We start from the raw sequence: 25,176 nt of genomic DNA on the forward strand, positions 1-25,176 counted from the left end.
ACGCCTAACTCAGGCCCTTGTCGCCGTCGGCATGCAGGCGCAGGCCCTTCTGGACGATCTTCTCCTTGGCCTGGTCTGTCGGCACGTTCGGCGCATTGATGATGCCGGACCATGCGGGTGCGGGATTGTGCGCCCAATGCACGGCGTTGCGCAGCACCTGCTGCACGCCTTCATTGTGGTAGATCGGGTAGGTCTCGTGGCCGGGCGAGAAATAGAAGATCCGTCCGGCGCCGCGCTGATAGGTCAGCCCCGACCGGAAGACTTCGCCGCCTTCGTACCAGGAGACGAACACCGTCTCCAGCGGCTCCGGCACCGCGAAGGGCTCGCCATACATCTCCGTCTCGCCGATCTCCAGGCACTCGCCGATGCCTTGCGCGATCGGATGGCTGCGGTTGATGGCCCAGACGCGCTCGCGCTCGCCCGCTTCGCGCCATTTCAGCGAACAAGGCGTGCCCATCAGCCGCTTGAAGATCTTCGAATAGTGTCCGGAATGGAGCACGATCAGACCCATGCCTTCCCAGACCCGTTTCTGCACGCGCTCGACGATCTCGTCCTTGACCTCGCCATGGGCGGCATGGCCCCACCAGAGCAGGACATCGGTGGCAGCCAGCCGGCTTTCGCTCAAGCCGTGCTCCGGCTCCTGCAAGGTGGCGGTGGTCGCCTCGATGCCCTTATCCTGGTTGAGCGCGGCTGCGATGGTCCCATGCATGCCCAATGGATAAAGGCCGCGCACGGCGGCATTGGTCTGCTCATGGACATTCTCGCCCCAGACGGCGGCTTTTACCGGCATTTTACGATCTCCCAAAGCGCTTTGAATATCCCACTTGGCGCCGTCTTGGAAAGATGGCTCCTCAACCGAAGCTGGGGAAATCAGCGCGGTTTGCGTCCGGGAACGGTCTTGGCTTTGCCCGGCCTTGCGGGGGCGCCGGGGATAGCCGTCCCCGTGATCGACACAGGATCGCTGGCCGGGAACGTATCCTCGAGGCCTTCCTCGAGTTCCTCTTCGGCGTCGGCGCCGTGATGCCGCTCATGCTCCAGGGAGCGCACGGCCGAGCTTTTCCCGGGCGACTTCGGCGTGGACTTCGATGGCATCGGCATTCTCCCTCGACCTGTTGCCGCAAACGGGCGCGGGCGGCAAACGTTCCGGGATCAGGCCGCCGCGTCGCGTGCTCCCTCGGAGAGGAAAGTAAAGACATAATCCGAGAAGGAACGCCAGCACTCGACCCGGAAAGCGTCTTGCGCCGTGCGCAGCAGAATAATCTCGGCCTTGCCGAGAATGGTACGCGAGGCGGCACCCACCGGGAAGGCTTCGAGCGACAGATCCTGCGGGCAGCCCGAATTGATTGCCGCGGCCGCGGCCGGACCGGCGACCGATATCGCAACGTTGCGATGCGAGATGCCGACAGCGGAATGCAAGGCGGAAATCTTTGCACAATCGGCGAGCGGGTCTTTGCCGGCCTCGTCGATGATCATCCATTCATCCGGCCCAAGCCACAGCGCGGTGCGCCCGCCTTTCGACACGGACGTCTTCGGCTTTTTCGGCATGGTCACGCCGAGCGCCTTCGACAAGGCGGCAAGCGACGCCTCCGGAGCGCGCAGCGAGATCCGTTCGGCCGGCGGCAGCACCTCTACCTTGACGCCGGCGGCGGAGATAGCGCGCCCGGCCAGCGCCGGACGGCGCTCGGCCGCCGGCGATGCGGCCGAAGCCGTCTTTTTCGCGACTGCCTTAGCCATTGAGGCGGCCTCCCGTTTCGTCGAAGAACACCATGCCGGAAACCTCCACTTCGATCGTCCCGCCAGGCATCGGCACGTAGAGCGTGTCGCCCGTGCGTGCGCGACCGCCGGCGACCAGCGCCAGAGCGATCGAGCGGCCGCAATTCTGCGACCAATAGCTCGACGTGACATGGCCGATCATCTTCATCGGGATCGCCTGCCTGGGATCCTCCACGATCTGCGCGCCTTCCTCCAGCACCACCTTGGGATCCTTGGTCTTGAGGCCGACCAGTTGCTTGCGGCCCTTGGCGACCAGGTCAGGCCGCGTCAGGCCGCGAATGCCGACGAAATCGGCCTTCTTCTTGCCGACGGCCCAGTCGAGACCGGCATCATTGGGCGTCACCGTGCCGTCGGTGTCCTGGCCGACGATGATGTAGCCCTTCTCGGCGCGCAGCACGTGCATTGCCTCGGTGCCGTAGGCGGTTGCGCCATGCTTCTGGCCCTCGGCCCACAGCGCTTCCCACACGGCCTGACCGTAATCGGCCGGCACATTTACCTCGAAGCCGCGCTCGCCGGTGAACGACATGCGGAACAGCCTTGTCGGCACGCCGCATATCTTGCCCTCGCGCACCGACATGTGCGGGAGGGCCTCATCCGACATGTCGATGCCTTCGACCAGCGGCGCGATGATGTCGCGAGACTTCGGCCCCTGTACGGCGATAACAGCCCATTGCTCGGTGATCGAGGTCAGCCAGACATTGAGATGCGGGAACTCGGTCTGGAGATAGTCCTCCATATGGTTCATGACGCGCGGCGCGCCGCCGGTCGTCGTCGTCACATGGAAGCGGTCGGGCGCCAGTCTGCCGACGACGCCGTCATCATAGATGAAGCCGTCCTCGCGCAGCATGATGCCGTAGCGGCAGCGGCCGGGCTCCAGCTTTTCCCACGGATTGGTGTAGAGCAGCTCCATGAACTTGGCCGCATCGGGACCGACCACCTCGATCTTGCCGAGCGTCGAGGCGTCGAATAGGCCAGCCGTGTTTCGAACCGCGACGCACTCGCGGTCGACCGCCGCATGCATGTCCTCGCCACCCCTGGGGAAATACCAGGCGCGCTTCCACTGCCCGACATCCTCGAACACGGCGCCTTGGGCTTCAGCCCAGGGATGGATCGCCGTCTTGCGCGTCGGATCGAACAGCGGACCGCGCGCATGGCTGACGATGGCGCCGAAGGTCACCGGCGTATAAGGGGCGCGGAACGTAGTGAGGCCCACCTCGGGGATTGGCTTGCCAAGCGTCTCGGCGGCAATCGCCAGGCCGTGCATGTTCGAGGTCTTGCCCTGGTCGGTCGCCATGCCGTTGGTGGTGAAGCGCTTGACGTGCTCGATCGAGCGCATGCCCTCATGCACCGCCTGGCGGATGTCCTTGGCGGTGACGTCGTTCTGGAAATCGACGAAGGCCTTCACCATCGTATCCGGACCGGCGCCGGGGGCGGCGCCCAGCATGCCACGCGACCAGCTTTCCGAGGCGTCGACTTTTGGCTTTGTACCCTTGGCAGTCTTTGCGCCGGCGTCCTTTGCCGCCTTGGCCCCTGCCGCATAGGCCTCGTCGAGGGTCGCCGACAGGCCGTCCGTGCCGTTGCAGGCGCCGACAGAGATGCAGTCCTGTGCATAGGTGCCGGGCACGAAGCGCTTGGTTTCGTCGTTGAAGGCGACCTTGCCGCGCGACTGCGAGAACAGGTGCACCGACGGCGTCCAGCCGGCCGACATCAGGATCGCATCGACCGCAATGGTGCGCTCGCCGCCACCATTCTTCGGCTGCACCGTCATCGACGAGACGCGCAGCTTGCCGCCGGCGCGGATCACCGCGCGACCGAAATTGATCTCGATGCCGAGCGTCCTTGCTTCATCGATCACCGGCCCGGTCGGATTGTCGCGCAGATCGACGATAGCCGCGATGTTGACGCCGGCCTTCTTCAGGTCGATCGCCGCCGCGTAAGCGGAATCATTGGCGGTGTAGACGCCGACGTTTTTTCCGACCGCGACGCCATGGTGATTGAGATAGGTGCGCGCGGCCGAGGCCAGCATGATGCCCGGCCGGTCGTTGTTGGCGAACACCATGTGGCGCTCGATGGCCCCGGACGCCAGCACCACGCGCCTGGCGCGCACCTGCCACAGCTGCTCGCGCGGCAGGTCGTGGCCGGGATTTTGCAAATGATCGCTGACCCGCTCGACCAGGCCGACGAAGTTCTGTGCGTAGTAGCCGAAGGCAGTCGTGCGCGACAGCACGCGGACATTGTCCATGCCTTTCAGCCTGGCGATCGCCGCCTGCGCCCAGGCAAAGCCGCCCTGGCCGTCGATTTTCGCGCCGCTCTCGAAGCGCAGGCTGCCGCCGAATTCGGCCTGCTCATCGGCCAGAATGACCCGCACGCCGGTTTCAGCCGCTGCCAATGCAGCCGCGATGCCGGCCGCACCGCCGCCCAGCACCAGCACGTCGCAATGAGCGTAACGCGACGAATAATGGTCGGGGTCCGGCCTGTCGGGGGACACGCCAAGCCCGGCGGCTTCCCGGATCTTGGGTTCGTAGAGGCTCTTCCAGGCCGCCTTCGGCCACATGAAGGTCTTGTAGTAGAAGCCGGCCGAAAACAGCGGCGACGCCAGATCGTTGACCGCGCTGACGTCGAAGGACAGCGACGGCCAGCGGTTCTGCGAGTTGGCGGCGAGTCCGTCATAGAGTTCCTGCACGGTCGCGCGAACATTCGGCGTTTTGCGCGCGTCGTCGCGCACGATCTGCACCAGCGCGTTGGGCTCCTCCGCCCCGGCCGACAGCACGCCCCGCGGCCGGTGATATTTGAACGAGCGGCCGACCAGGTGCACGCCGTTGGCCAGCAGCGCCGAAGCCAGCGTATCGCCTTCGATGCCGATGAAGGACTGACCGTCGAAGCTGAAGCGGGCGGTCTTGGCCTGGCTCAGGCGGCCGGCGCTCGGTATGCGGAACGCGCCGCTCATTTGGCAACCACTTCGCTGGAGTTCTTGGGCAGCTTGGAAGGCTTCGGCTCGCCGGCCTTGTAGGTCATGACGAACTTGTCGGTGACGGTGTCGCGCACGGCGTTGAAGAAGCGCGCACAGCCATGCATGTGTCGCCAGCGCTCATAGATGATGCCTTTGGGATTCGAGCGGATGAAGAAGAATTTTTCGAAATCCTCGTCGCTCTCGCCTGACAGGTTGGCCGAGCGCGCGATATGCGCCTCGCCGGCGTTGCGGAACTCAAGTTCCGGACGCTCTTCCTCGCAATAGGGGCAGCGGATGAGAAGCATGTTTTCGTTCCTACAGCTCAGTCATCGTCAATGCGCCACCGCCGCCGCCGCCGCCTCGTCGATCAACCGGCCGGTGCGGAACCGCTCGATGGTGAAGGGCGCGTTGATCGGATGCGGATCGTCCCTGGCGATGGTGTGGGCAAAGACATGGCCGGAGCCGGGTGTCGCCTTGAAGCCGCCCGTGCCCCAGCCGCAATTGACGTAGAGGCCGGGCACCGGCGTCTTGGCCAGGATCGGCGAGCGGTCGGGCGTGACGTCGACGATGCCGCCCCAGGAGCGCAGCATCTTCATGCGCGTGAAGATCGGGAACATCTCGCAGATTGCGTCCAGCGTATGCTGTAATATGTGCAGGCCGCCGGTCTGCGAGTAGGAGACGTACTGGTCGGTGCCGGCGCCGATCACCAGTTCGCCCTTGTCGGACTGCGAGATATAGGCATGCACCGTGTTCGACATCACCACGCAGGGAACGACAGGCTTGACCGGCTCCGACACCAGCGCCTGCAGCGGATAGCTTTCCAGCGGCATTCGCACGCCGGCCATGTTCATAATGACCGAGGAATGGCCGGCCGCGACCACGCCGACCTTCTTGGCGCCGATGAAGCCGCGCGTCGTCTCGACACCGGTGACCGCGCCATTGGCCGCCCGCTTGACGCCGGTGACCTCGCAATTCTGGATGATGTGCACGCCCCGCGCCGAGGCGCCGCGCGCATACCCCCAGGCGACCGCGTCATGGCGCGCCGTGCCGCCGCGCCGCTGCAAGGCGGCACCGACGACCGGGTAGCGCGCATCCCTGGAAATATTGAGCGGCGGGCAGAATTCCTTCGCCTGCTCGGGTGTGAGCCATTCATTGTCGATGCCGTTCAGCCGGTTGGCGTGGACATGGCGCTTCAGCACCTGGATGTCGTGCACATTGTGCGCCAGCATCATGACGCCGCGCGCCGAATACATGACGTTGTAATTGAGCTCCTGGCTGAGCCCGTCCCACAATTTCAGCGCATGGTCGTAGATGCCGGCGCTCTCGTCATAGAGGTAGTTGGAGCGGATGATGGTGGTGTTGCGGCCGGTATTGCCGCCACCGAGCCAGCCCTTCTCCAGCACCGCGACATTGGTGATGCCGTGCACGGTGGCGAGATAATAGGCGGTAGCCAGGCCATGGCCGCCGGCGCCCACGATGACGACGTCGTATTCCTTCTTCGGCTCCGGCGAGGACCATTGCTCCTCCCAGCCCTTGTGGCCGCGCATGGCCTCACGCGCGATGGCGAATACAGAGTATTTCTTCACGTTCCAGCCTCGCGCCAAAGTCTCGCGGATTTGCGGCCGGGCTAGCAATTTCTCCCGGCGCGCGAGGTGTATCACTAGCGAAACAGCGCTGCCACCCTTGCGCTGTTTGCGACGGCTCTTGCCGTTTTGCGCCGCAACCGGCCGCGGCGTGCGAGGCCAGGGAAAATCGGCGGGTTCGCAGCTTTCGGGTGGCTGCGGCCATGCTCATTTGCGACGACGCATCCGACCGCCGGCAAGGCCGGCTTAGCGGAAGGATGACAGAAACATGCTCGCACTCGCCAACAAGATCGCCATCGTCACTGGCGCCAGTTCCGGCATCGGCCGCGCCACTGCAAAGCTCTTTGCCGAGGAAGGAGCCAAGGTCGTCGCCGCCGCGCGCCGCCAGGCCGAGCTCGATAGGCTTGTCGAGGAGATCGTGGAAACCGGCGGCACTGCGATCGCTCTTGCCGGCGACGTCAGGGACGAAGCCTATGCGAAGGCGCTGGTCGATCTCGCGACCGGTAGCTTCGGTGGTCTCGACATTGCATTCAACAATGCCGGCGCTGTCGGCATGATGGCGCCGCTGCCGGACCTGCCGCCGGCGTCGTGGCATGACACGATGGATACCAATCTGACCAGCGCCTATCTGGCCGCCAGGCATCAGATACCGGCGATGCTGGAGCGTGGCGGCGGATCGCTGGTCTTCACCTCCAGCTTCGTCGGCTATACCGCCGGCATGCCAGGCATGGCGGCCTACGCCGCGGCCAAGGCCGGCCTGATCGGCCTGACGCAAGTGCTGGCCGCCGAGTACGGGCCGAAGGGGTTGCGCGTCAACGCACTGCTGCCAGGCGGCACAGACACGCCCGGCGCGACCACAACCACGCCCGAGGCCCGCACGTTCGTCGAAGGCATCCATGCCTTGAAGCGGATGGCCCGGCCGGAAGAGATCGCCCGCTCGGCGCTTTATCTTGCCTCCGAGGCGTCGAGCTTCACCACCGGAACCGCACTGTTCGCCGACGGCGGCGTGTCGATCAACCGGACGTGAGCGGTTTCGGCGCCGGCATGCGGATCAACGCGGGCCGCGATGTCGCAATCCGGGCTTGCATTTGGGCTCGAATTGACGATTCCGTTCTCTCCTTGGAAACGGGCCGGAACCATGCTGCTGATCAAAACCTATGTCGCCCAAAGCGCAATCGAGGGCGTCGGCGTGTTCGCCGCCGAGCCGATCAGGAAAGGCGCCTCGATCTGGCGGCTCGACCCGGATTTCGACCGGCTGATCCCGCTGGAAAAATACCAGGCGGCACCCTCGCATCTCAGGGAACTGCTCGACCGCTACGCCTATCCCAGCCCCGACCGGCCCGGCTTCATGGTCTATGAGGTCGACAATGGCCGCTTCATGAACCATTCGGCGACGCCGAACACGGACTTTTCGCAATATGGCGGGGCAACCGCGACCCGCGACATAGCGGCCGGCGAAGAGATAACCTGCGACTATGGCGAATTCTTCGAGGATTTTGAGCGGTTGCATCTGGCCACCGCGTAGTTGGCTGCCTACCTTGCGAGCGCCCGCTGGGCGATTTGGCCGCCTCCCTTCATTTCGGCTGTGGACAGCGCGGCGTGATTCTGCTATCAGCCGCCACAATTCGTGGTGTAAATCGCCGCGGAGGCTAGTGGCTGTGGCCGCTTGCCTGTTGATATCAAACCCGAAAGACAGGATTGCCCGTGCAGGTACTCGTCCGCGACAACAATGTTGATCAGGCGCTTCGCGCTCTCAAGAAGAAGATGCAGCGCGAAGGCATCTTCCGCGAAATGAAGATGCGCGGTCACTACGAGAAGCCTTCCGAGAAGCGCGCCCGTGAAAAGGCCGAAGCCGTGCGCCGAGCCCGCAAGCTGGCCCGCAAGCGTGCACAGCGCGAAGGTCTGCTGCCGATGACGCCGCGTCCGGTGGCTGCTGGCGGTGCCGCCGGCGCAGCGCGTCCGCCGCGCTGATTAACGCCAATATTTCGTCCTTTTCGAAGGATACCAGGGGTGGCGCGATGCGGAATCGCCGCCACCTTTTTATTTTGATGTGACCCGGCCCGGAGGGGGGATCCGGACCTGAATGACGCGGCAAGTGAGGACAGGGCAGACATGAACGCAATCAGCGTGGAGAGCAAAACCACATTTCGTGGCTTTGCCCTGGCGACAGCCCTGCTTTCCGGATTGATGCTTGCCGGCTGCCAGACCTCGGGCCCGACCGGCGAGTTCAACAACATCGACAAGGCGCAAGGGTCGAGCGAGAATATCTCCTCGCTGTCGGCGGTGATTCAGCGCAATCCGCAGGATCCTGAAGGCTACAATGTGCGCGGCTCGGCCTATGGCCGGGGCGGCCAATACCAGGCGGCGCTCAAGGATTTCAACCAGGCCATCCAGCTTAACCCGAATTTCTACCAGGCCTATTCGAACCGTGCGCTCATCCAGCGCTTCCTCGGCAATCAGGAAGCAGCGCTGGCGGACTACAACCGCTCGATCCAGATCAATGGCAACTACGATGCCGCCTATATCGGCCGTGGCAATCTCTACCGCAAGGCCGGCCGCACCCAGGAAGCCTTCAACGACTTCCAGAAGGCGATCCAGCTCGACACGACCGATGCCCGCGCCTATCACAATCGGGGCCTGATCTATCAGAGCCAGGGCCAGCACAAATTCGCCATCGAGGATTTCTCGACCGCCATCTCGCTGGCCCCGGACGCCGCCGAGCCGTATAATGGCCGCGGCCTTTCCTATCTCGCCACCAATGACGAGGACAATGCCTTCTCCGATTTCAACATGGCCATCAAGCTCGACGGCAAAAACGCCGAAGCCTGGTCCAACCAGGCGCTGATCTACGAGCGGCGCGGCGACAAGGCCAAGGCGGCCAAGTCCTACCGGGAAGCCGTTCGGCTCGATCCCACCTACCAGCCTGCCAAGGATGGCCTCGCCCGCGTCAGCTGACATCAGGCAAGGCCGGCCAAGCCCACGCGTCGGATGCGTGTCCGAAAGGACACGTATCGCCGTAGATCGCCATCAATCCGGCAACCGCGCGCTGACCCCGCTGCAAGCCGTGATCGCCTGCCTTGTTCGCGCCAAGGTTTCAGCGGAACGGTCTGGTCACCCAGCCGTTACTTTGAAGCGTTTTGCGAAAGGACCTCCCATGATCAAGAAACTCGTCTGCGCCGCTGCGCTCGCCACGACCATGTTCGCTGTTGCACCGGCAAGCGCCGGCAGATTGCAGCTCGGCACGCTCGACTGCACCATCGACGGCGGCACCGGCTACATCGTGACATCCAACAAGGGCGTGTCCTGTGTCTTCCGCCCCTATCATCACGGTCCGGCCGAGATTTACACCGGCGTCATCTCCAAGCTCGGCGTCGATGTTGGCAAGACGCACCAGGGCCAACTCGCCTGGGCCGTGTTTGCCGCGACCCGTGACCGCGACGCGGGCGACCTTGCCGGCAGCTATTACGGCGTCAATGCCGAGGCGAGCGTCGTGACCGGCGGCGGCGCCAATCTGCTGGTCGGCGGCTTCGACAGCGCCTTCATGCTGGAGCCGCTCAGCGTCCAGGCACAGACCGGCGTCAACCTGGCCGTTGCCGTGACCTCGCTTGAGCTGATCCACTCTCTCAAGTAACGGCACGTTGATCTTCTCGGCACGGACGGCAACCGCGCAATGATCAAAATAGCGCGCGGTGGACTTGGTTCCGCCGCGCGCTTTGCATTTGCGAACTGCTGTGACCAGGCCAAGCTAGCAGATCGAAATTATTGCCGATGGAAGACTTGCTCGTTCTGTGCTACCAACCGGAAATGTTGCTGGCTCTGCGCGAAAATGCGCGCGAGCTCCGGCAGATGTAAAGACATCGTCGAATGCAATTTTGTTGCAGCTGCCGGAGGCCGTGATGGATTTCATCGAGCAGTTATTCGGATTTTCGCCCGATGGCGGGTCGGGATCCTTCGAACTTCTTCTGATACTCGCACCATTCTTGATTGCCGCTGTCTGGTTTTTCATGCGTCGACAGCGACGTTGACGAAATGGCCGCGGACTGGCCATGAACCCGCTCCCCAAAGTACTGGATTTCCTGAACGCGCTCGCCGACGCGTTCACCGAGTGGCCATCGAACCTGCGCCAGATCGCTGCCCGGATCTGCGCCCTCGCCAGATTGCTCTGCGAAAGAATGAAGCTCCCCGATCGGTTGGACCGAAGCGGGCCGCAACGTTGCGTCAAGATCAGCGACCCCGCCTATAAACGCCCGGATCCCCTGATCTACGCGCAGTATTATTTGATGGGCCAGGGCCTCGCCGTCACATGGGACAACCCCGACATCGAGATCCGAAGCGGCGGCAATCCTGTCGCACCACATATGCTGGCGCCCGACACCGAATATGAAATCGTCGCCCGTATCTGGAACAACTCGACCGAGGCCCCGGTCGTCGATCTGCCGGTGAAATTCTCCTATCTGAGTTTCGGCATCGGCACGGTGTCGCATTGGATCGATGAGACCAGGACCGATCTCGGCGTCAAGGGCGGGGCCAACCATCCGGCTTTCGCGTCGGTCAAATGGCGAACTCCGGCAGCGCCTGGTCACTATTGCATCCAGGTCCTGCTCGACTGGCTCGACGATGCGAACCCGAACAACAACCTAGGCCAGGACAACACCACCGTCGGTGTCGCCCATTCGCCCGCAAGATTTGAATTTCGCCTGCGCAATGGCGAGCGGGAGAGGATGGGATTTCGTCTCGAGGCCGATGCCTATTCCCTTCCTGAATTGCCGGTCTGTGAGCCGCGCCCTCGCCCGAGGCCGCGTCGCCGGCCCTTGCGCACCTTCCCCGGCACCATCGCGGCAGTGCCTGTCGGCCACACCCGTCAATCGCATCCTTTGCCCGCCGGCTGGCTTGTCACGTTCGAGCCCGCACAAGCGGACCTTGCCCCGGGTGAGGAAATCCCCGTCACTGTCAATATTGAACCGCCAGCCGGTTTCACCGGCCGTAAGGCAATCAACGTTCATGCTTTCTCGGCCCGCGGCCTCGCCGGCGGCGTGACGCTCTATGTCGAGCGATAGGGGGTCGCCATGGCTTATCGGCACTACACCAAATGCGTATCGGTCGGAAATCACCACGGCAAACAATACGGGCAGATGATCATTGCGGCGGCCGTGGTCGCTTTGCCGCTCATCCTTGTGGGCGCCCTTCCCGGACCGGCCGCCATGCTGGTGGCGCTTGCGGCCATATTGGCCTATTGCCGCTGGTGGCTGTACGACCGGCTGATCTGTCTCGGTGGCGACGAATGCGCGGTGGGCTGGCTGCTCAAGGTCGATCCGCCGGAGGAGAAGTCGGGACTGGACCGGTTCGACACCGACTACAGTCTCAATCTGGTGCCGGGCAATGTCGTCGAATTCACCAACCAGGCAACGGCCGAAAAGATAGCGCCGTTTGGACGCCTGATCGCCAACACGCCTGCGATCCAGGGCGCGGGCCTCGACTGGAAAGGTCAGGAAGCGCGCCAATGGGCCAATGACGACCCGACCGCGGTGCTGCATTGCGAGTTCGAAGGCGCCGGCGTCTACGACCTCATGATAGCCTGCCTTGCCGCAATTCCAGTCGCCACGGCCGCCGCGGTTGCTTGCGCCATTCCCTTCTTCGGCTGGATCGCCTGCGCGGTCCTGTCGCTCATCGCGGCGGTCATCGTCATCATAGGCGGCATAGTCGGCCTGCTCGACACAGCCAATCCGACGGATCTCGACGAGAATCTCGGCGATCTTCACGTCAACGATCCGACGCGCCGCGGCGCGGACATCCTGTTCGTCAAGGGAACGTGGGTCTACGATTCGGCACATGACGGCTGGAACGAAATCCATCCCATCAAGCACTGTCAGAAGATCGGCACCTGGAACGGCAGCTGGAACGAATCCCCGGTTCCCGACGGCAGCCCCGCGCGCTGGTGTGAAGCCGTTGAGACGGCAGGATCGCCATTGACCGTCGCATCCCAGCAGGAGCCTCAGAACCAGTGGACGATACATCCCGCCATAGACGGTTGCCGGCCAAAGCCCGACGATCACCGACCGGACCCCGTGCACTGACCTGGCATCCTTCGCTCGCGAAGCAGTGTCATCTGCTCCTCAAAGATGGCTGCAGCGAATGCACGAGGGGCCCATGACACGCAAAATGATCCTTGCTGCCATCGTTGCCATTGCCAGCCCCGCCTTGGCCCAGGCACAGGACCAGGGCATCGAGCTCGGCACACTTGAATGCGCCATATCGGGCGGCACCGGCTTCATCTTCGGCTCGAGCAAGGATCTGAGCTGCACCTTCACCCCTGCCGACAAGACTTTCGCGCCGGAAGCCTATTTCGGCGCGGTCAACAAATACGGCCTCGACATCGGCACGACCAAGCAGGCGGTGATGCGATGGCTGGTGCTGACGCCGCTGAAGAACATCTACGCGCCGGGCGCATTGGCCGGCGACTATGTCGGCGCCAGCGCCGAGGTGACGGCAACCGTCGGCGCCGGGGCCAATCTGCTGGTTGGCGGCTCCTCGCAGTCCTTCACCTTGCAGCCGCTCAGCCTGCAGACCCAGACCGGCATCAATTTCGCCATCGGTGTCAGCCAGTTCCAGCTGCGCAGCACGGAGAACTGATTGGCCGGCGATGCCGGCCGGCCAGGGATGCGGGCATCCACGAACATGTCCAAAAAATCGCTTGAGCTCAAGCTTGGTTGAGGTTCTACAAACCCATCCGACCATGGTCCTGCCGGACCCCCGAGCCGGCTCCTGGCGCCATGCGTTTGCATCGGGATATGAAATTCGAGGGACCGAAGTGACCGACATCAGCACAAACAGGGTCGACTGGCGCGCATTGTGGGCGAGCGGCGACCTCGCGCGCTTCTGCTTCATCAGCCTCGGCATCCTGCTGCACGCCACCAACGAGACGATGGTGGCGACCGTCATGCCCGCCATGATCGGCGAACTGGCGGGCGTGCAGCTCGTCGGCTGGTCGCTGGCGATCTATGAACTGGGCGCCATCGTCGCCGGTGCCGCGGCCGGACGGCTGGTCAGCTATGTGGCGCTGCGCACCAACATGGTGGTCGCGGCGCTGCTTTACGCGGCCGGCGCGCTGATCTGCGCCACCGCGCCCTCGATGCAATTGTTCCTGGCCGGGCGCCTGATCGAGGGCCTGGGCGGCGGCGCGCTGGTGTCGCTGGCTTTCGTCTCGGTGGAGCGCCTGTTTCCGCGGGCCATCTGGCCGCAGCTTTTCGGTATCATGTCGGCGATCTGGGGCGTCGCCGCCTTCAGCGGGCCGATGCTTGGCGCGATCATGACAGAGCTTCTGTCATGGCGCTGGGCGTTCGGCATCTTCGTGTTCGGCGGTGCGGCGATGGCGCTGGCGAGCTTCGTCGTGCTCGACACGCCGGAAGCGACGAGGCCGAGTGCCGGCGCGGGCAAGGCACCACCCTTCCCGCTCATAGCGCTTGGCTGCCTTGCCGTCGCCGTCGTGCTGATCGCCTCGGCGGGGGTCGATATCGCCCTTCTGCGCTCGTCGCTGCTGATGGTGCTCGGCCTGATCGGCCTTGTGCTGTTCTTCCGTATCGATGCGCTGAAGCCGAAATCGCGGCTTTTCCCCTCGCGGCTGTTCTCGTGGCGCACGCCGGTCGGCAGCGGCATGACCATGGTCGCCGCCTTCTCGGTGGCGACCTGTTCCTTTGCCATTTACGGCCCGCTGCTTCTGACCACGCTGCACCACGTTCCGCTCCTGACCACCGGCTACATCATCGCCGCCGAATCGATCGCCTGGTCGATCCTGTCGATCCTTGTCGCCAACGCGCCACAGGAGCGTGAGAGATCGATCATCGTCATCGGCGCCCTGATGATCGCCACCGGCCTCGCTGGTTTCGCCTACACCATCCCGGCAGGCTCGATCCCGCTGATCCTGGTATGCGCCCTTTTGCAGGGTGGCGGCTTCGGCGTTGCCTGGCCGTTCCTGACGCGCGTCATCGTGGCCTCCGCGCCGGGTGATGAGCAGACCATCGCCTCGGCCGCGGTGCCGACCATGCAACGCATCGGCTATGCGGTGGGTGCCGCCCTTGCCGGCATCGTCGCCAATGCCAGCGGCTTTTCGCAAGGCCTGAACCGGGACGCGGCGGCTGATGTGGCGACCTGGCTATTCCTCGCCTTCGTGCCGCTCGGCATCATTGGCTGCCTCGCCGCCTTGCGCACATCGACGGCCGCGAACCGGCTGCCGGAAGCTGTCGGCTAATCAGGCCAGGCAACGCTTATTCTACCTCGCGCAGGCGGTAGCCGACGCCGGTCTCGGTGGTGATGTAGCGCGGCTGGTCCGGCGTCTTCTCGATCTTCTGCCGCAACTGCCGGACATAGACCCGCAGATACTGCACGTCGGTCGAATCGTTCCACACCTGCTTCAGCAGGAACTGGTGCGTGAGAACCTTGCCCGCATACTGCACGAGAATGCGCAGAATGTCGTATTCCTTGGGCGACAGCTTTACCTCCTTGCCCCCGACCTTGACGATGCGCTTGACCAGGTCGACGCTGAGATCACCGGTTTGGAACACCGGCCTCTCGCCCTGCTGCTGGAACTTGTGCCGCAGTGCCACGCGGATGCGCGCCACCAGCTCGTTCATTCCGAACGGCTTGGTGATGTAGTCGTCGGCGCCGAGTTCGAGCGCGTCGACGATGCCGGCCTCGTCGGCGCGGCTGGAGAGAATGACCACCGGGATATCGAGGCCGTCGTCGCGCCATTTGCGCAGCAGTTCATGGCCGCTCATGCCGGGCAGGCCAAGGTCGAGCAGCACGAGATCCGGTTTTTCCTGCACCATCAGCTCGATAGCCGCCTTGGCGTTCGGCGCCTCGCTGACCGCGTAGCCCTGGCTGGCGAGGCCGACCCGGAGCAACTTGCGGATCGGCGGCTCGTCATCGACGACCAGTATCCTGACGTTCGAATTGGTCATCGAGGCTGATCCGCGCTGGAGCCGATGCGATTGCCGGACAGTTCCGCCGGCACCGGCATCCTGATGGTGAAGGCAGCACCCGAACGGTCGGTCCGGTTGGCGGCCGAGATCGTGCCGCCCATCGCCTCGATGAAGCCGCGGCAGATCGACAGGCCGAGCCCGGTACCGGCGCGCACCTGGTCGCCCTTGCGGACCCGGTAGAAAGTGTCGAACACGCGCTCAAGATCCTGCGGAGGGATGCCCAATCCCTCATCCATGATCTGAAGCACGACGGAGCCGATGTCGGTCCAGCCCTGCAGGCGGATCGTCGAGCCGGGCGGCGAATATTTCGATGCATTGTCGACCAGGTTGAACAGGACCTGCTCGAACAGCACCGGGTCGAGCTTCAGCATCGGCAGGTCGGGCGGAATGTCGACCTCGATCTTGTGCTCGCTGGTGATCTTGCGGGCGCGATCGAGCGCGGTGCCGACGACGTCGCCGACATAGTGCAGCGCATAGTTCGGCTCCATCGCACCGGATTCGATCTTGGTCATGTCGAGCAGATTGGCGATGAAGCGGTTCAGCCGTTCCGCTTCGTCGACCACCGTCGACAACAGCTCCGTCCGGTCCTGCTCGGGTAGATCAGGCGCGAACTCCCTGAGAGTGCCGGCCGCGCCCATGATGGCGGCGAGCGGCGTCTTCAGATCATGGGAGATGGAGGTCAGCAACGCCGAGCGCAGCCTGTCGGCTTCGGCCGCGAGCTTGGCACGATCGACGTCGGCGACGAGCTGGATGCGCTCGATGGCGACCGCTGCCTGGTCGGCCAGCGCGTCGAGCAGCCGCTGCTGCTCGGGCGTCAGCAGCGGACCCTGCTTGTCGTTGTCGAGGCCGACCACGCCGACCGCCGTGCGCCCGGTGCGTAGCGGCAGATAGAGCCGCTTCGCACCGGGCAGCGTATCGGCGCCGCGGCCGGCGGCGCGATCGTGCTCCCAGGCCCAGCGGGCGGCGGCGATGTCGGCCTCGGCCAGCGTGTCGTCGGGCGGATAGCCCGCCTTGACGGTGATGGCGCCGTTTTCGGGCAAAAGCAGCACCACCCGCAATTTCAGCATCGAGGCGATCTGGAAGGCCGTGACCCACAGAACGTCGTCGAGCGTACCGGCGCCGGCAAGCTTCTTGGAAAACAGATAGATATCCTCCGTGGCCCGCGCCCGTGAGCGGGCGGCGGCGGCCTGACGCTGCACGCGCGCCGTCAGGTTGCTGGCGATGACGGCAACGACGAGGAAGACGGCAAACGCAACGATGCTCTCGGGATCCCTGATCGTCAGCGTGTAGCGCGGCTCGAGGAAGAAGTAGTTGAAGGCAAGGGCGCTCAGGAAACAGGCGTACAAGGCCGGCCACAGTCCGAACGTCACCGCCGATGTCAGCACCGCCAGCAGCAGCACGATCGCCAGATTGCGCACGTCGAGGAACTGATCGAGAACCGTGCCGACGGCCAGCGAGCCCGCGACATAGGCCGTGGCGAACAGATACGGCCATATCTGGAACGGCCGCTGCTCGGCCGCCGTCCTGACCTTTCTCGATGCTGCGTCGGTATCGCGCTCGGTTCCCGAGATGACATGGACGCTGATGTCGCCGGCATTGCGGATCAGATCATAGGTGAGCGAGCCCTCGATCAATTCCCGCCAGCGCGACCGGGTCGGCCTGCCGACCACGATATGGGTGAAATTGTTCGCCGTCGCATGGCGCACGATGTCCTGCGCGACGTTCTGGCCCGGAATGGTCGTCACCTCGGCGCCGAGTTGCTCGGCGAGGCGCAGATGGTTCGCCAGCCTGCCCTTCTCTTCTTCCGACATGGCGGCCGAACGAGGCGTGTCGACATGAAGCGCCGTCCATGGCGCGCGGAGCCGGTCGGCCAGCCTGCGCGCATAGCGCACGCGCGCCGCCCCGCCCGGACGCGCGTCGAGGCAAACGAGCACCCTTTCCCCCGCCGCCCATGGGCCCTGGATGGCATGGGACTGCATGTGGTTGAGCAGTTGTTCGTCGACACGCTGGGCGGTGCGGCGCAGCGCCAGTTCGCGCAGCGCCGTCAGATTGCCCGGCGAGAAATAGTTCTCGATGGCGCGCTGGGCGGTGTTGGGGAAATAGACCTTGCCTTCCTCCAGCCGTTTGATCAGGTCGTCGGGCGTCAGATCGATGATTTCGACATCGTCGGCCTGGTCGATGATGGAATCGGGAACCGTCTCGCGCACCCTGACCCGCGTGATCTGGGCGACGACGTCGTTCAGGCTTTCGACATGCTGGATGTTGAGCGTCGTGTAGACGTCGATACCGCGCGCCAAGATTTCCTGCACGTCGAGATAGCGCTTGGGGTGACGGCTGCCGGGCGCGTTTGTATGGGCGAGTTCGTCGACCAGGACCAGTGCCGGGCGGCGTGCCAGGATGGCGTCTATGTCCATCTCGTCGAGGGTGCGTCCCTTGTATTCGACCGGGCGGCGCGGAATGACCTCGTAGCCCTCTACGAGGGCCAGGGTTTCCTTGCGGCCGTGCGTCTCGACCACGCCGATCACCACGTCGATGCCGTCGGCCAGCCTGGCGCGTCCCGACATCAGCATTTCATAGGTTTTGCCGACGCCCGGTGCCGCGCCCAGAAAGATGCGCAGACGCCCGCGGCCCTCGCGCTCGGCATGCTCGAGCAGCGCGTCGGGGGAAGGTCTGTTTTCGACGTTGCTTCTGTCGTCCGGCATCGGCATCCAGTTTGAACGGCGCCGGGGACGGTGTCGATCCCCGGCGCTGTTCTTCATTGCTTGGCTGTGTCGTCCAATGCGAGGTTGAGGGCCAGCACATTGACCACCGGCTCGCCCAGCACGCTGAGCTCCCGGTCCTCGACATGGCTGTCGACGAGCGCCTTGACCTTGGCTTCATCGACACCTCTGGCCTTGGCGACACGTGGAACCTGGAAATAAGCGTCGTCGGGGCTGATATCAGGATCGAGCCCGCTGCCCGATGTCGTGACGAGGCCCATCGGAACCGGCGCATTGGGGTTTTCGGCCTTCAGCTTCCCGGCATCTCCCTTGATGCGGTCGATCAGCTTGGGGTTGGTCGGGCCGAGATTCGAGCCGCTGGAGGCGCCGGCGTCATAGCCATTGCCGGCGGCAGAGGGCCGGCCGTGGAAATAGCGGTCGCTGGCGAAGGCCTGGCCGATCAGTTCCGAACCCACCGCCTTGCCGTCCTTCTCGATCAGGCTGCCATTGGCCTGTTTCGGGAACAGCGCCTGGGCGATGCCGGTCATGCCGATGGGATAGATGAGCCCGGTCAGCACGGTGAAGAAGACGATCATGACGATCGCGGGTCTGATTTGCTTGAGCATCGGAGTGATCCCTTATGCAAGGCCGAGGGCCGTGACGGCCATGTCGATAATCTTGATGCCGGCGAACGGCACGATGATGCCGCCGAGGCCGTAGACGAGCAGGTTGCGGCTGAGCAGCGCCCCGGCGCCGATCGCCCGGTATTTGACGCCGCGCAGCGACAGCGGGATCAGCGCGATGATGATCAGCGCATTGAAGATGATGGCCGACAGGATGGCGCTCTGCGGCGTCGCCAGATGCATGATGTTGAGCGCCTGCAGCGGACCTGTGGTCTGGCCGGGTGCGACGTAGAACACGGCGAACATGGCCGGGATGATGGCGAAGTACTTGGCCACGTCATTGGCGATGGAGAAGGTGGTCAGCGAACCGCGCGTCATCAGCAGCGCCTTGCCGATCTCGACGATCTCGATCAGCTTGGTCGGATCGCTGTCGAGGTCGACCATGTTGCCGGCCTCGCGCGCCGCCACCGTGCCGGTGTTCATGGCCACGCCGACGTCGGCCTGGGCAAGAGCCGGTGCATCGTTGGTGCCGTCGCCGCACATGGCGACCAGCTTGCCCTTGGCCTGCTCGTCGCGGATCAGTTTCAGCTTGTCCTCCGGCGTCGCCTGGGCAAGGAAGTCGTCGACGCCGGCTTCCGCCGCGATCGCCGCCGCCGTTATCGGATTGTCCCCTGTGATCATCACCGTGCGTATGCCCATGCTGCGCAGCTCGGCGAAGCGTTCGCGGATGCCGCCCTTGACGATGTCCTTGAGGTGCACGATGCCGAGCAGACGCCCGTCGCGCTCGACCGCAAGCGGCGTGCCGCCCGATTTGGCGACCTCGTCGGCGATCGCCTGCAGATCCCTGATCGTATCGCTGCTGGGGCGCGTCGCGTGGCTGGCGACAGTCGACTGGTTGACATGGGCGAGCACGGAATCGACCGCGCCCTTGCGCACCGAGGAGCCGTCTATGTCGACGCCGCTCATGCGGGTCTGCGCGGTGAAGGGCACGAAGGTGGCGTGCAGTGTCGCCATGTCGCGGGCGCGGATGGCGTATTCTTCCTTGGCCAGCACGACGATCGAGCGGCCTTCCGGTGTTTCGTCGGCGAGCGAGGCAAGCTGCGCCGCGTCGGCCAGTTCCTGCTCGGTGACGCCCTTCACCGGCCGGAATTCGGTCGCCTGGCGGTTGCCGAGCGTGATGGTGCCGGTCTTGTCGAGCAAAAGCGTGTCGACGTCACCGGCCGCTTCGACGGCGCGGCCGGACATGGCGAGCACATTGAAGCGCACCAGACGGTCCATGCCGGCGATGCCGATGGCCGACAAAAGCGCACCGATCGTGGTCGGGATCAAGGTCACGAACAAAGCGACGAGCACCGTGACCGGGATATAGCCCCCCGAATAGGAAGCGAAGCTCGGGATGGTAGCGGTGGCCAGCACGAAGATCAGCGTCATGCCCACCAGCAGGATGTTGAGCGCGATCTCATTCGGAGTCTTCTGGCGCTCGGCGCCCTCGACCAGCGAGATCATGCGGTCGAGAAAGGTGTGGCCGGCGGCGGCGGTGATGCGCACGCGGATCCAGTCGGAGAGCACCTGCGTGCCGCCGGTGACCGCGGAGCGGTCGCCGCCGGATTCGCGAATGACAGGCGCCGATTCGCCCGTGATCGCCGCCTCGTTGACCGAAGCCACGCCTTCGATCACCTCGCCGTCGGAGGGGATGATGTCGCCGGCCTCGACCAGCACGGCGTCGCCGACCTTCAGGCTGGTGCCCGGCACCAGCTTGAATTTCGTCCGGTCCTCGCCGGTCAGAAGCTTGGCCTGCGTCTCGGTACGCGCCTTGCGCAGCGAATCGGCCTGCGCCTTGCCGCGGCCTTCGGCGACGGCTTCGGCGAAGTTGGCGAACAGCACGGTGAACCACAGCCAGATGATGATCTGGATGGTGAAGCCGAGATTGCCGCCGCCGCTGGCGAGGTCCTTGACGAAAAGCACTGATGTCAGCGCCGAGACGACGGCAACGACGAACATCACCGGGTTCCTGGCCAATGTGCGTGGGTTCAGCTTTTTGAAGGCGCCGCCGATGGCGGGCCACAGGATGCCGGCATCCATGATGCTGGCTGATTTCGACTGGCTCATTTTGAAGCTCCAGCTTCGGTGTTGTTGGACGGCACCGAGCGGTCGGATGCCGAAAGAAGATGCGGAAGCCCGTAGGCCAGCAACCACAGAACGATCATGACGGCGGCGATGCCGAGGAATGTCGACATGGTGGGGAAAGGAGGAGGCCGTTCCTCCTTTCCGTTGTCGGCGGGATGGCGATCGTTGCGATGCCTGTTGTTGAACCAGGACATTTCCGTTTCAGCCAAGACACTTCCGTCTCAGAATGTCTGCCCGTGGATGGCGGCCAGATGCTCGATGATCGGCCCGACGGCGAGCGCCGGGAAGAAGGTCAGGCCGCCGACGATGACGATGACACCGACCAGCAGCCCGACGAACAGCGGGCCGTCGGTCGGGAACGTGCCGGCCGAGGCGGACACGGTCTTCTTCGCCGCCAGCGAGCCGGCGATGGCGAGCGCCGGGATGATGACGAGGAAACGGCCCATGAGCATGCCGAGACCCAGCGTGATGTTGTACCAGGGCGTGTTGCCGGTGAGGCCGCCGAAGGCCGAGCCGTTGTTGGCCGCCGCCGACGTATAGGCGTAGAGGATCTCGGAGAAGCCGTGCGGACCGCCATTGGCGATCGATGCCACGGCGCTCGGCAGGACCACCGCGATGGCCGTGAAGGTCAGCATCGCCAGCGGCAGGCACAGGATTGCCAGCATCGCCATCTTGACCTCCTTGGCCTCGATCTTCTTGCCCAGATATTCGGGCGTGCGCCCGACCATCAGGCCAGCGACGAAGACGGCGATGAGGATGAACATCAGGATGCCGTAGAAGCCGGCGCCGACGCCGCCGACGATGACTTCGCCGAGCTGCATGTTGATGAGCGGGATCATGCCGCCGAGCGCGGTGAACGAGTCATGCATGGCATTGACCGCGCCGCAGGAAGCCGCCGTGGTGATGACCGCGAACAGCGCCGAGAGCGCGATGCCGAAGCGGGTTTCCTTGCCTTCCATATTGCCGCCCTCGATGCCCAGCGCATGGACCAGCGGATTGCCGGCGGCTTCCGCCCAATAGCAGACCGCAACCCCGGCGATGAACAGCGCGCCCATGGCGGCCAGGATCGCCCAGCCCTGGCGCTGGTTGCCGACCATGCGGCCGAAGACGTTGGTCAAGGCAGCACCGATGGCGAAGATCGACAGCATCTGGATCAGGTTGGAGATGGCGTCCGGATTCTCGAAGGGATGCGCGGCATTGGCGTTGAAGAAGCCGCCGCCATTGGTGCCGAGCATCTTGATGGCGATCTGCGAGGCGACCGGCCCGACGGCGATGGTCTGCTGCGCGCCTTCGAGCGTGGTGGCGCCGACATAGGCTCCCAGCGTCTGCGGCATTCCGAGCCAGACATAGACCAGGGTGAGCACGACGCAGAGCGGCAAAAGCACGTAGAGCGTGGCACGGGTCATATCGACCCAGAAATTCCCGATCGACTTGCCGGAAGCGCGGGCAAAGCCGCGGATCAGCGCCATGGCGATGGCGATGCCGGTGGCCGCCGACAGGAAGTTCTGCACTGTGAGGCCGGCCATCTGCACGAGATAGGACATCGTGCTCTCGCCGCCGTAGTTCTGCCAGTTGGTGTTGGTCATGAAGCTGGCCGCGGTGTTGAAGGCGAGCCCCGGTTCGACCGCGCTCATGCCGGCCGGGTTGTAGGGCAGGCCGCCTTGCAGGCGCTGGAGGAAATAGAGCGCCAGGAAACCGGCAAGATTGAACAACAGCATGGCGGCGGCATAGCCCGTCCAGTGCTGCTCCTGGTCGCCGGTTCGAGCCAGGCGATAAAGGCCCTGCTCGACGGGGCCGAGCACCGGCGACAGCAAGCTGCGGTCGCCGGTGAAGACGCGATGCATGTAGCCGCCCAGCGGCTTCACGAGCAAAACCAGGATCCCGCAATAGAGGAGGATCTGTATCCATCCGTTGATAGTCATGATTTGGCTTTCCGTGCGCCGGTCAGAAGCGTTCCGGGCGGATCAGTGCGTATGTCAGGTAGGCGAGCAGGAACAACGTCACGCCGCCACCGAGGATGTAATCGACAAGCATGTCCCGATCGCTCAAATTCTGTCGCAGGCTTTGACGTAGGCAAAGGAGAGGGCGAAAAACAAAACCCCGATCCCGAGAACAATGATGTCCATTGTGCTTGTCCTTGCTTTGATTTTTCCACTTTGCGCCCGCTCGAAGCAGCTCGGCGATTACGCGAAAACGGCCCGCCCACTTGGGTGACGGCGTCCGACGTTTTTCTCAAAGCGGAATATGGACCCGATCGCCATAAAGGTTCGAGACGGGGCAAAGCGGAAAGAAATAGGAATCTTATAAAGATTTTCGGCGGATGAATTGGAAGTGGTAAATGCGCCCTGACGCTCCATATCGGCAGTCGTAGGGAGTAGCCAAATTGGCCGACGACGCGCCTCGTCGCCGGCAAACGCAATTTCACCGCGGCGGCTCGACCGCCTTGAGGGTCACGCCTTCTTTACGAACTCGGTTTTGAGCACGAGGCCCTTCACTTGCCTGGTACTGCATTCGATCTCACCGGGATTACCGTTAAGGCGAATGTTCTTCACCAACGTGCCCCGCTTGATCGTCTCCGAAGTGCCCTTGACCTTGAGGTCCTTGACCAGGGTGACGGAATCGCCGTCACTCAACTGAGCGCCGTTGCTGTCGCGCACCACTACATCGTCCGGCATGCCATCTCCTGTGATCGGGATTACCACTACCAGATCACCAGGAATTCCAAAACCGACTCGTGCGCGGCGTTTTCATGGAACGACCAAGGATCACTCGGTGCTATGCCGCGATTTCGGTCCAAGACGCTCGAAACAGCCAGCTGCTTTTTTCAATGCTGCAAGCCGGTCGGCAAGGTTGATGACCCTGCCCTCCTACGCTGAAGCTTCGGAGGGCATCCTGCTTCGCGCTGTCGATTGAGCCAATCCTGCGAAGCTCGAAGAGCGAAGCAGGATGGCGGAGAGAGCGGGATTAGACGCCAAACGGCTTTATGCCCTTGAAATCGTTGATTGTGCTTGGTAATCGCCCCTTGGAATTGGTCTAAGTGGATGGTCTAAGCATGGCAGGTTTCAAGGGCAGAGCGCGGCGGCACCTCTCGCTGAGGGGGCGGACGTGGTGGTTCAAGATGGCGATACCGGCGGCGGCTCGCCATGAGTTCAAGCGCCGCACGGCCATCGTGGAAAGCCTCGAAACTGGCGACATCCGGGTTGCAATGGAAAGGCGAGACGCGAGAGAGCGGACAGCCCTTGACCTGTTCAAGGCCATCAAGGCCGGGGAAGCGGTGACACCCGAGCAGATCGACGCGACCTCCCGGGGCGCCATCGTTCGGGAAGCAATCAAGGCCCTTCAAGATGCCGGCGATACCGACGCGCTGCACGATGCTGTGAGCGCCGCCGAGGACGAGCGTGACCATTACCGGGGCAAGGAACGCAAGCTCTTCGAAGCAAGCGTTTCCGGCAAGGTGCCCGTCGACCAGCACCTTGAAGCGTACTTGAAAGAAGCCGGACTTGCCGACAAGACCACGAGTGAGTGGCGAGGACTGGTGAAGCGGTTTGCCCGTTGGTGTGCCGAGAAGACCCTCAGGCTGGCCGACATCGACCGCAGGAACGCCGGGCGGTACGTCTCGGAGGAAATCGCAGAGATGCACCCGAAGACAGCCAAGAAGCACCTTTCGGCGGTGCGGGGCTATTGGGACTATCTGGCGCGGCGGGGCCTCGTCGACACTGAGCAAAGCGGCAACCCGTGGGACCGCCAGCTACAGCCCCAGCGGCGCAAGAAGGGCTCTGCCGAGGCCACGCAGGGGGAACGACCATTCACCCCGAAGGAATTGAACGCGGTCCTGAATGGCCAGCACCTCGATAGCGGCGACACGATAGAGGCGGGGCAATTCGATCACCAGCTACAGGACGCCGCATTGGCCGGGGCGCTGTCTGGAATGCGCCTGGAAGAGATCGTGACGCTTCGGGTCGAGCAATGCGCCGATGGCTGGTTTGACATACGGGACGCGAAGACACAGGCTGGTGTGCGTCGAGTGCCGATACATTCGGGGCTGGTCAAGCTGATCGCGAGACGGACGAAGGGCAAGAAGCCGGGAGATTGGCTGTTCCACGAGTTGGCCGACGAGCGGGACGCGGCGGCTGTGACGACCAAACGGTTCACGCGCTACCGGGTGGCGTGTGGTGTCGACGACAAGCGGGACGGCAGGCGCCGGAGCTTGGTCAACTTCCATTCGTTCCGGCGCTGGTTTGTTTCTCAGGCGGAACAGGCCGGCATCCCTGAGACGACCGTGGCGGCTGTTGTGGGGCACGTCGAGGGACGCAAGTCGATCACATTCGGGGTGTACTCGGGAGGTCCGAGCGACAAGCAGAAAGTGGCATGTGTGAAGGCCGTGAAGTTGCCTACGCCCCATCATTGACTACGTCCGTTCTGCGTGTTGAATTGACGAGGGGGAAC

General features: G+C 63.9%; 24 protein-coding genes. 10 read left to right on the forward strand and 14 right to left on the reverse strand.

Annotation, left to right across the window (positions count from 1 at the left end; translation table 11 throughout):
* Positions 1 to 4 precede the first annotated feature (4 nt).
* The 6 genes from FJ443_RS22340 to FJ443_RS22365 form a co-directional block, all read right to left on the reverse strand.
* Positions 5 to 790 (reverse strand): ThuA domain-containing protein, encoded by a 786-nt coding sequence (locus tag FJ443_RS22340; RefSeq protein ID WP_140624370.1) that lies wholly within the window; start codon positions 788 to 790, stop codon positions 5 to 7.
* An 80-nt stretch (positions 791 to 870) separates the two neighbouring features.
* The gene (locus FJ443_RS22345; protein WP_140496327.1) at positions 871 to 1,092 is read right to left on the reverse strand and encodes a hypothetical protein; all 222 of its coding nucleotides are present in this window, start codon (positions 1,090 to 1,092) and stop codon (positions 871 to 873) included.
* Positions 1,093 to 1,149: 57 nt separating this feature from the next.
* Positions 1,150 to 1,734 (reverse strand): sarcosine oxidase subunit gamma, encoded by a 585-nt coding sequence (locus FJ443_RS22350; protein ID WP_140624371.1) that lies wholly within the window; start codon positions 1,732 to 1,734, stop codon positions 1,150 to 1,152.
* Complete coding sequence (locus FJ443_RS22355) at positions 1,727 to 4,720, reverse strand: sarcosine oxidase subunit alpha (RefSeq protein WP_140665953.1); 2,994 nt, start codon at positions 4,718 to 4,720, stop codon at positions 1,727 to 1,729. The genes FJ443_RS22350 and FJ443_RS22355 overlap by 8 nt, the downstream gene beginning before the upstream one ends.
* Entirely contained in the window at positions 4,717 to 5,028 is a 312-nt protein-coding gene (locus FJ443_RS22360) for a sarcosine oxidase subunit delta (protein ID WP_140624374.1), read from the reverse strand. Before FJ443_RS22360 ends, FJ443_RS22355 begins: the two co-directional genes overlap by 4 nt.
* A gap of 27 nt (positions 5,029 to 5,055) precedes the next feature.
* Positions 5,056 to 6,309, reverse strand: coding sequence for a sarcosine oxidase subunit beta (locus FJ443_RS22365; RefSeq protein WP_140624375.1), 1,254 nt, complete (start codon positions 6,307 to 6,309; stop codon positions 5,056 to 5,058).
* Positions 6,310 to 6,574: 265 nt separating this feature from the next.
* Here FJ443_RS22365 and FJ443_RS22370 point away from each other — a divergent pair, with 265 nt between their 5' ends.
* The 9 genes from FJ443_RS22370 (at position 6,575) to FJ443_RS22410 (ending at position 14,551) form a co-directional block, all read left to right on the forward strand.
* Positions 6,575 to 7,333, forward strand: a complete 759-nt coding sequence (locus FJ443_RS22370; RefSeq protein WP_140566153.1) for an SDR family oxidoreductase — start codon at positions 6,575 to 6,577, stop codon at positions 7,331 to 7,333.
* 111 nt (positions 7,334 to 7,444) lie between these two features.
* Positions 7,445 to 7,831: an SET domain-containing protein-lysine N-methyltransferase gene (locus FJ443_RS22375; RefSeq protein ID WP_140513719.1), complete on the forward strand. Its 387-nt coding sequence runs from the start codon at positions 7,445 to 7,447 to the stop codon at positions 7,829 to 7,831.
* A gap of 179 nt (positions 7,832 to 8,010) precedes the next feature.
* The gene (rpsU, locus tag FJ443_RS22380) at positions 8,011 to 8,277 is read left to right on the forward strand and encodes a 30S ribosomal protein S21 (RefSeq protein WP_010911429.1); all 267 of its coding nucleotides are present in this window, start codon (positions 8,011 to 8,013) and stop codon (positions 8,275 to 8,277) included.
* Between the two features lie 141 nt (positions 8,278 to 8,418).
* Positions 8,419 to 9,261 (forward strand): tetratricopeptide repeat protein, encoded by an 843-nt coding sequence (locus FJ443_RS22385; RefSeq protein ID WP_140496334.1) that lies wholly within the window; start codon positions 8,419 to 8,421, stop codon positions 9,259 to 9,261.
* A gap of 199 nt (positions 9,262 to 9,460) precedes the next feature.
* Positions 9,461 to 9,937 carry a DUF992 domain-containing protein gene (locus tag FJ443_RS22390; RefSeq protein ID WP_140549556.1) on the forward strand — a complete coding sequence of 159 codons (477 nt, stop codon included), beginning with the start codon at positions 9,461 to 9,463 and terminating at the stop codon, positions 9,935 to 9,937.
* 415 nt (positions 9,938 to 10,352) lie between these two features.
* Positions 10,353 to 11,363, forward strand: a complete 1,011-nt coding sequence (locus FJ443_RS22395; RefSeq protein WP_140522454.1) for a hypothetical protein — start codon at positions 10,353 to 10,355, stop codon at positions 11,361 to 11,363.
* Between the two features lie 9 nt (positions 11,364 to 11,372).
* On the forward strand, positions 11,373 to 12,380 hold the full coding sequence (locus FJ443_RS22400) for a hypothetical protein (RefSeq protein ID WP_140496337.1): 1,008 nt from the start codon (positions 11,373 to 11,375) through the stop codon (positions 12,378 to 12,380).
* A gap of 73 nt (positions 12,381 to 12,453) precedes the next feature.
* Complete coding sequence (locus tag FJ443_RS22405; protein WP_140513722.1) at positions 12,454 to 12,936, forward strand: DUF992 domain-containing protein; 483 nt, start codon at positions 12,454 to 12,456, stop codon at positions 12,934 to 12,936.
* A gap of 178 nt (positions 12,937 to 13,114) precedes the next feature.
* Positions 13,115 to 14,551, forward strand: a complete 1,437-nt coding sequence (locus FJ443_RS22410; protein ID WP_140560273.1) for an MFS transporter — start codon at positions 13,115 to 13,117, stop codon at positions 14,549 to 14,551.
* 16 nt (positions 14,552 to 14,567) lie between these two features.
* Here the strand turns inward: FJ443_RS22410 and FJ443_RS22415 are convergent, their stop codons facing one another.
* The 8 genes from FJ443_RS22415 to FJ443_RS22450 form a co-directional block, all read right to left on the reverse strand.
* Positions 14,568 to 15,260, reverse strand: a complete 693-nt coding sequence (locus FJ443_RS22415; RefSeq protein WP_140560272.1) for a response regulator transcription factor — start codon at positions 15,258 to 15,260, stop codon at positions 14,568 to 14,570.
* Positions 15,257 to 17,983: a sensor histidine kinase KdpD gene (locus FJ443_RS22420; protein ID WP_140632421.1), complete on the reverse strand. Its 2,727-nt coding sequence runs from the start codon at positions 17,981 to 17,983 to the stop codon at positions 15,257 to 15,259. Before FJ443_RS22420 ends, FJ443_RS22415 begins: the two co-directional genes overlap by 4 nt.
* Positions 17,984 to 18,036: 53 nt before the next feature.
* A complete protein-coding gene (gene kdpC, locus FJ443_RS22425; protein WP_140665956.1) occupies positions 18,037 to 18,606 on the reverse strand; it encodes a potassium-transporting ATPase subunit KdpC in 570 nt (189 codons plus the stop codon).
* 12 nt (positions 18,607 to 18,618) lie between these two features.
* A complete protein-coding gene (gene kdpB, locus FJ443_RS22430; protein WP_140665959.1) occupies positions 18,619 to 20,712 on the reverse strand; it encodes a potassium-transporting ATPase subunit KdpB in 2,094 nt (697 codons plus the stop codon).
* Positions 20,709 to 20,939, reverse strand: coding sequence for a hypothetical protein (locus FJ443_RS22435; RefSeq protein WP_224518924.1), 231 nt, complete (start codon positions 20,937 to 20,939; stop codon positions 20,709 to 20,711). Before FJ443_RS22435 ends, kdpB begins: the two co-directional genes overlap by 4 nt.
* A gap of 12 nt (positions 20,940 to 20,951) precedes the next feature.
* Positions 20,952 to 22,652, reverse strand: a complete 1,701-nt coding sequence (kdpA, locus tag FJ443_RS22440; protein ID WP_140665962.1) for a potassium-transporting ATPase subunit KdpA — start codon at positions 22,650 to 22,652, stop codon at positions 20,952 to 20,954.
* 22 nt (positions 22,653 to 22,674) lie between these two features.
* Positions 22,675 to 22,764, reverse strand: coding sequence for a K(+)-transporting ATPase subunit F (gene kdpF / locus FJ443_RS22445; RefSeq protein ID WP_015315765.1), 90 nt, complete (start codon positions 22,762 to 22,764; stop codon positions 22,675 to 22,677).
* 416 nt (positions 22,765 to 23,180) lie between these two features.
* Positions 23,181 to 23,405, reverse strand: a complete 225-nt coding sequence (locus tag FJ443_RS22450) for an alkylphosphonate utilization protein (protein WP_140665965.1) — start codon at positions 23,403 to 23,405, stop codon at positions 23,181 to 23,183.
* 377 nt (positions 23,406 to 23,782) lie between these two features.
* Between FJ443_RS22450 and FJ443_RS22455 the strand changes: the two genes are divergently transcribed.
* Positions 23,783 to 25,138: a site-specific integrase gene (locus FJ443_RS22455; protein WP_140665968.1), complete on the forward strand. Its 1,356-nt coding sequence runs from the start codon at positions 23,783 to 23,785 to the stop codon at positions 25,136 to 25,138.
* The last annotated feature ends 38 nt before the right edge of the window (positions 25,139 to 25,176 follow it).

The organism is Mesorhizobium sp. B2-6-1 (genome assembly GCF_006440475.1).
Lineage (GTDB): Bacteria > Pseudomonadota > Alphaproteobacteria > Rhizobiales > Rhizobiaceae > Mesorhizobium.

What these genes read in the sequence shown, in the direction of transcription:
- FJ443_RS22340 (WP_140624370.1), bottom strand. Translation starts at nt 790, where the DNA reads ATGCCGGTAAAAGCCGCCGTCTGGGGCGAGAATGTCCATGAGCAGACC.
- FJ443_RS22345 (WP_140496327.1), bottom strand. Translation starts at nt 1,092, where the DNA reads ATGCCATCGAAGTCCACGCCGAAGTCGCCCGGGAAAAGCTCGGCCGTG.
- FJ443_RS22350 (WP_140624371.1), bottom strand. Translation starts at nt 1,734, where the DNA reads ATGGCTAAGGCAGTCGCGAAAAAGACGGCTTCGGCCGCATCGCCGGCG.
- FJ443_RS22355 (WP_140665953.1), bottom strand. Translation starts at nt 4,720, where the DNA reads ATGAGCGGCGCGTTCCGCATACCGAGCGCCGGCCGCCTGAGCCAGGCC.
- FJ443_RS22360 (WP_140624374.1), bottom strand. Translation starts at nt 5,028, where the DNA reads ATGCTTCTCATCCGCTGCCCCTATTGCGAGGAAGAGCGTCCGGAACTT.
- FJ443_RS22370 (WP_140566153.1), top strand. Translation starts at nt 6,575, where the DNA reads ATGCTCGCACTCGCCAACAAGATCGCCATCGTCACTGGCGCCAGTTCC.
- FJ443_RS22375 (WP_140513719.1), top strand. Translation starts at nt 7,445, where the DNA reads ATGCTGCTGATCAAAACCTATGTCGCCCAAAGCGCAATCGAGGGCGTC.
- FJ443_RS22385 (WP_140496334.1), top strand. Translation starts at nt 8,419, where the DNA reads ATGAACGCAATCAGCGTGGAGAGCAAAACCACATTTCGTGGCTTTGCC.
- FJ443_RS22390 (WP_140549556.1), top strand. Translation starts at nt 9,461, where the DNA reads ATGATCAAGAAACTCGTCTGCGCCGCTGCGCTCGCCACGACCATGTTC.
- FJ443_RS22395 (WP_140522454.1), top strand. Translation starts at nt 10,353, where the DNA reads ATGAACCCGCTCCCCAAAGTACTGGATTTCCTGAACGCGCTCGCCGAC.
- FJ443_RS22400 (WP_140496337.1), top strand. Translation starts at nt 11,373, where the DNA reads ATGGCTTATCGGCACTACACCAAATGCGTATCGGTCGGAAATCACCAC.
- FJ443_RS22405 (WP_140513722.1), top strand. Translation starts at nt 12,454, where the DNA reads ATGACACGCAAAATGATCCTTGCTGCCATCGTTGCCATTGCCAGCCCC.
- FJ443_RS22415 (WP_140560272.1), bottom strand. Translation starts at nt 15,260, where the DNA reads ATGACCAATTCGAACGTCAGGATACTGGTCGTCGATGACGAGCCGCCG.
- FJ443_RS22420 (WP_140632421.1), bottom strand. Translation starts at nt 17,983, where the DNA reads ATGCCGGACGACAGAAGCAACGTCGAAAACAGACCTTCCCCCGACGCG.
- kdpC (WP_140665956.1), bottom strand. Translation starts at nt 18,606, where the DNA reads ATGCTCAAGCAAATCAGACCCGCGATCGTCATGATCGTCTTCTTCACC.
- kdpB (WP_140665959.1), bottom strand. Translation starts at nt 20,712, where the DNA reads ATGAGCCAGTCGAAATCAGCCAGCATCATGGATGCCGGCATCCTGTGG.
- kdpA (WP_140665962.1), bottom strand. Translation starts at nt 22,652, where the DNA reads ATGACTATCAACGGATGGATACAGATCCTCCTCTATTGCGGGATCCTG.
- kdpF (WP_015315765.1), bottom strand. Translation starts at nt 22,764, where the DNA reads ATGCTTGTCGATTACATCCTCGGTGGCGGCGTGACGTTGTTCCTGCTC.
- FJ443_RS22450 (WP_140665965.1), bottom strand. Translation starts at nt 23,405, where the DNA reads ATGCCGGACGATGTAGTGGTGCGCGACAGCAACGGCGCTCAGTTGAGT.
- FJ443_RS22455 (WP_140665968.1), top strand. Translation starts at nt 23,783, where the DNA reads ATGGCAGGTTTCAAGGGCAGAGCGCGGCGGCACCTCTCGCTGAGGGGG.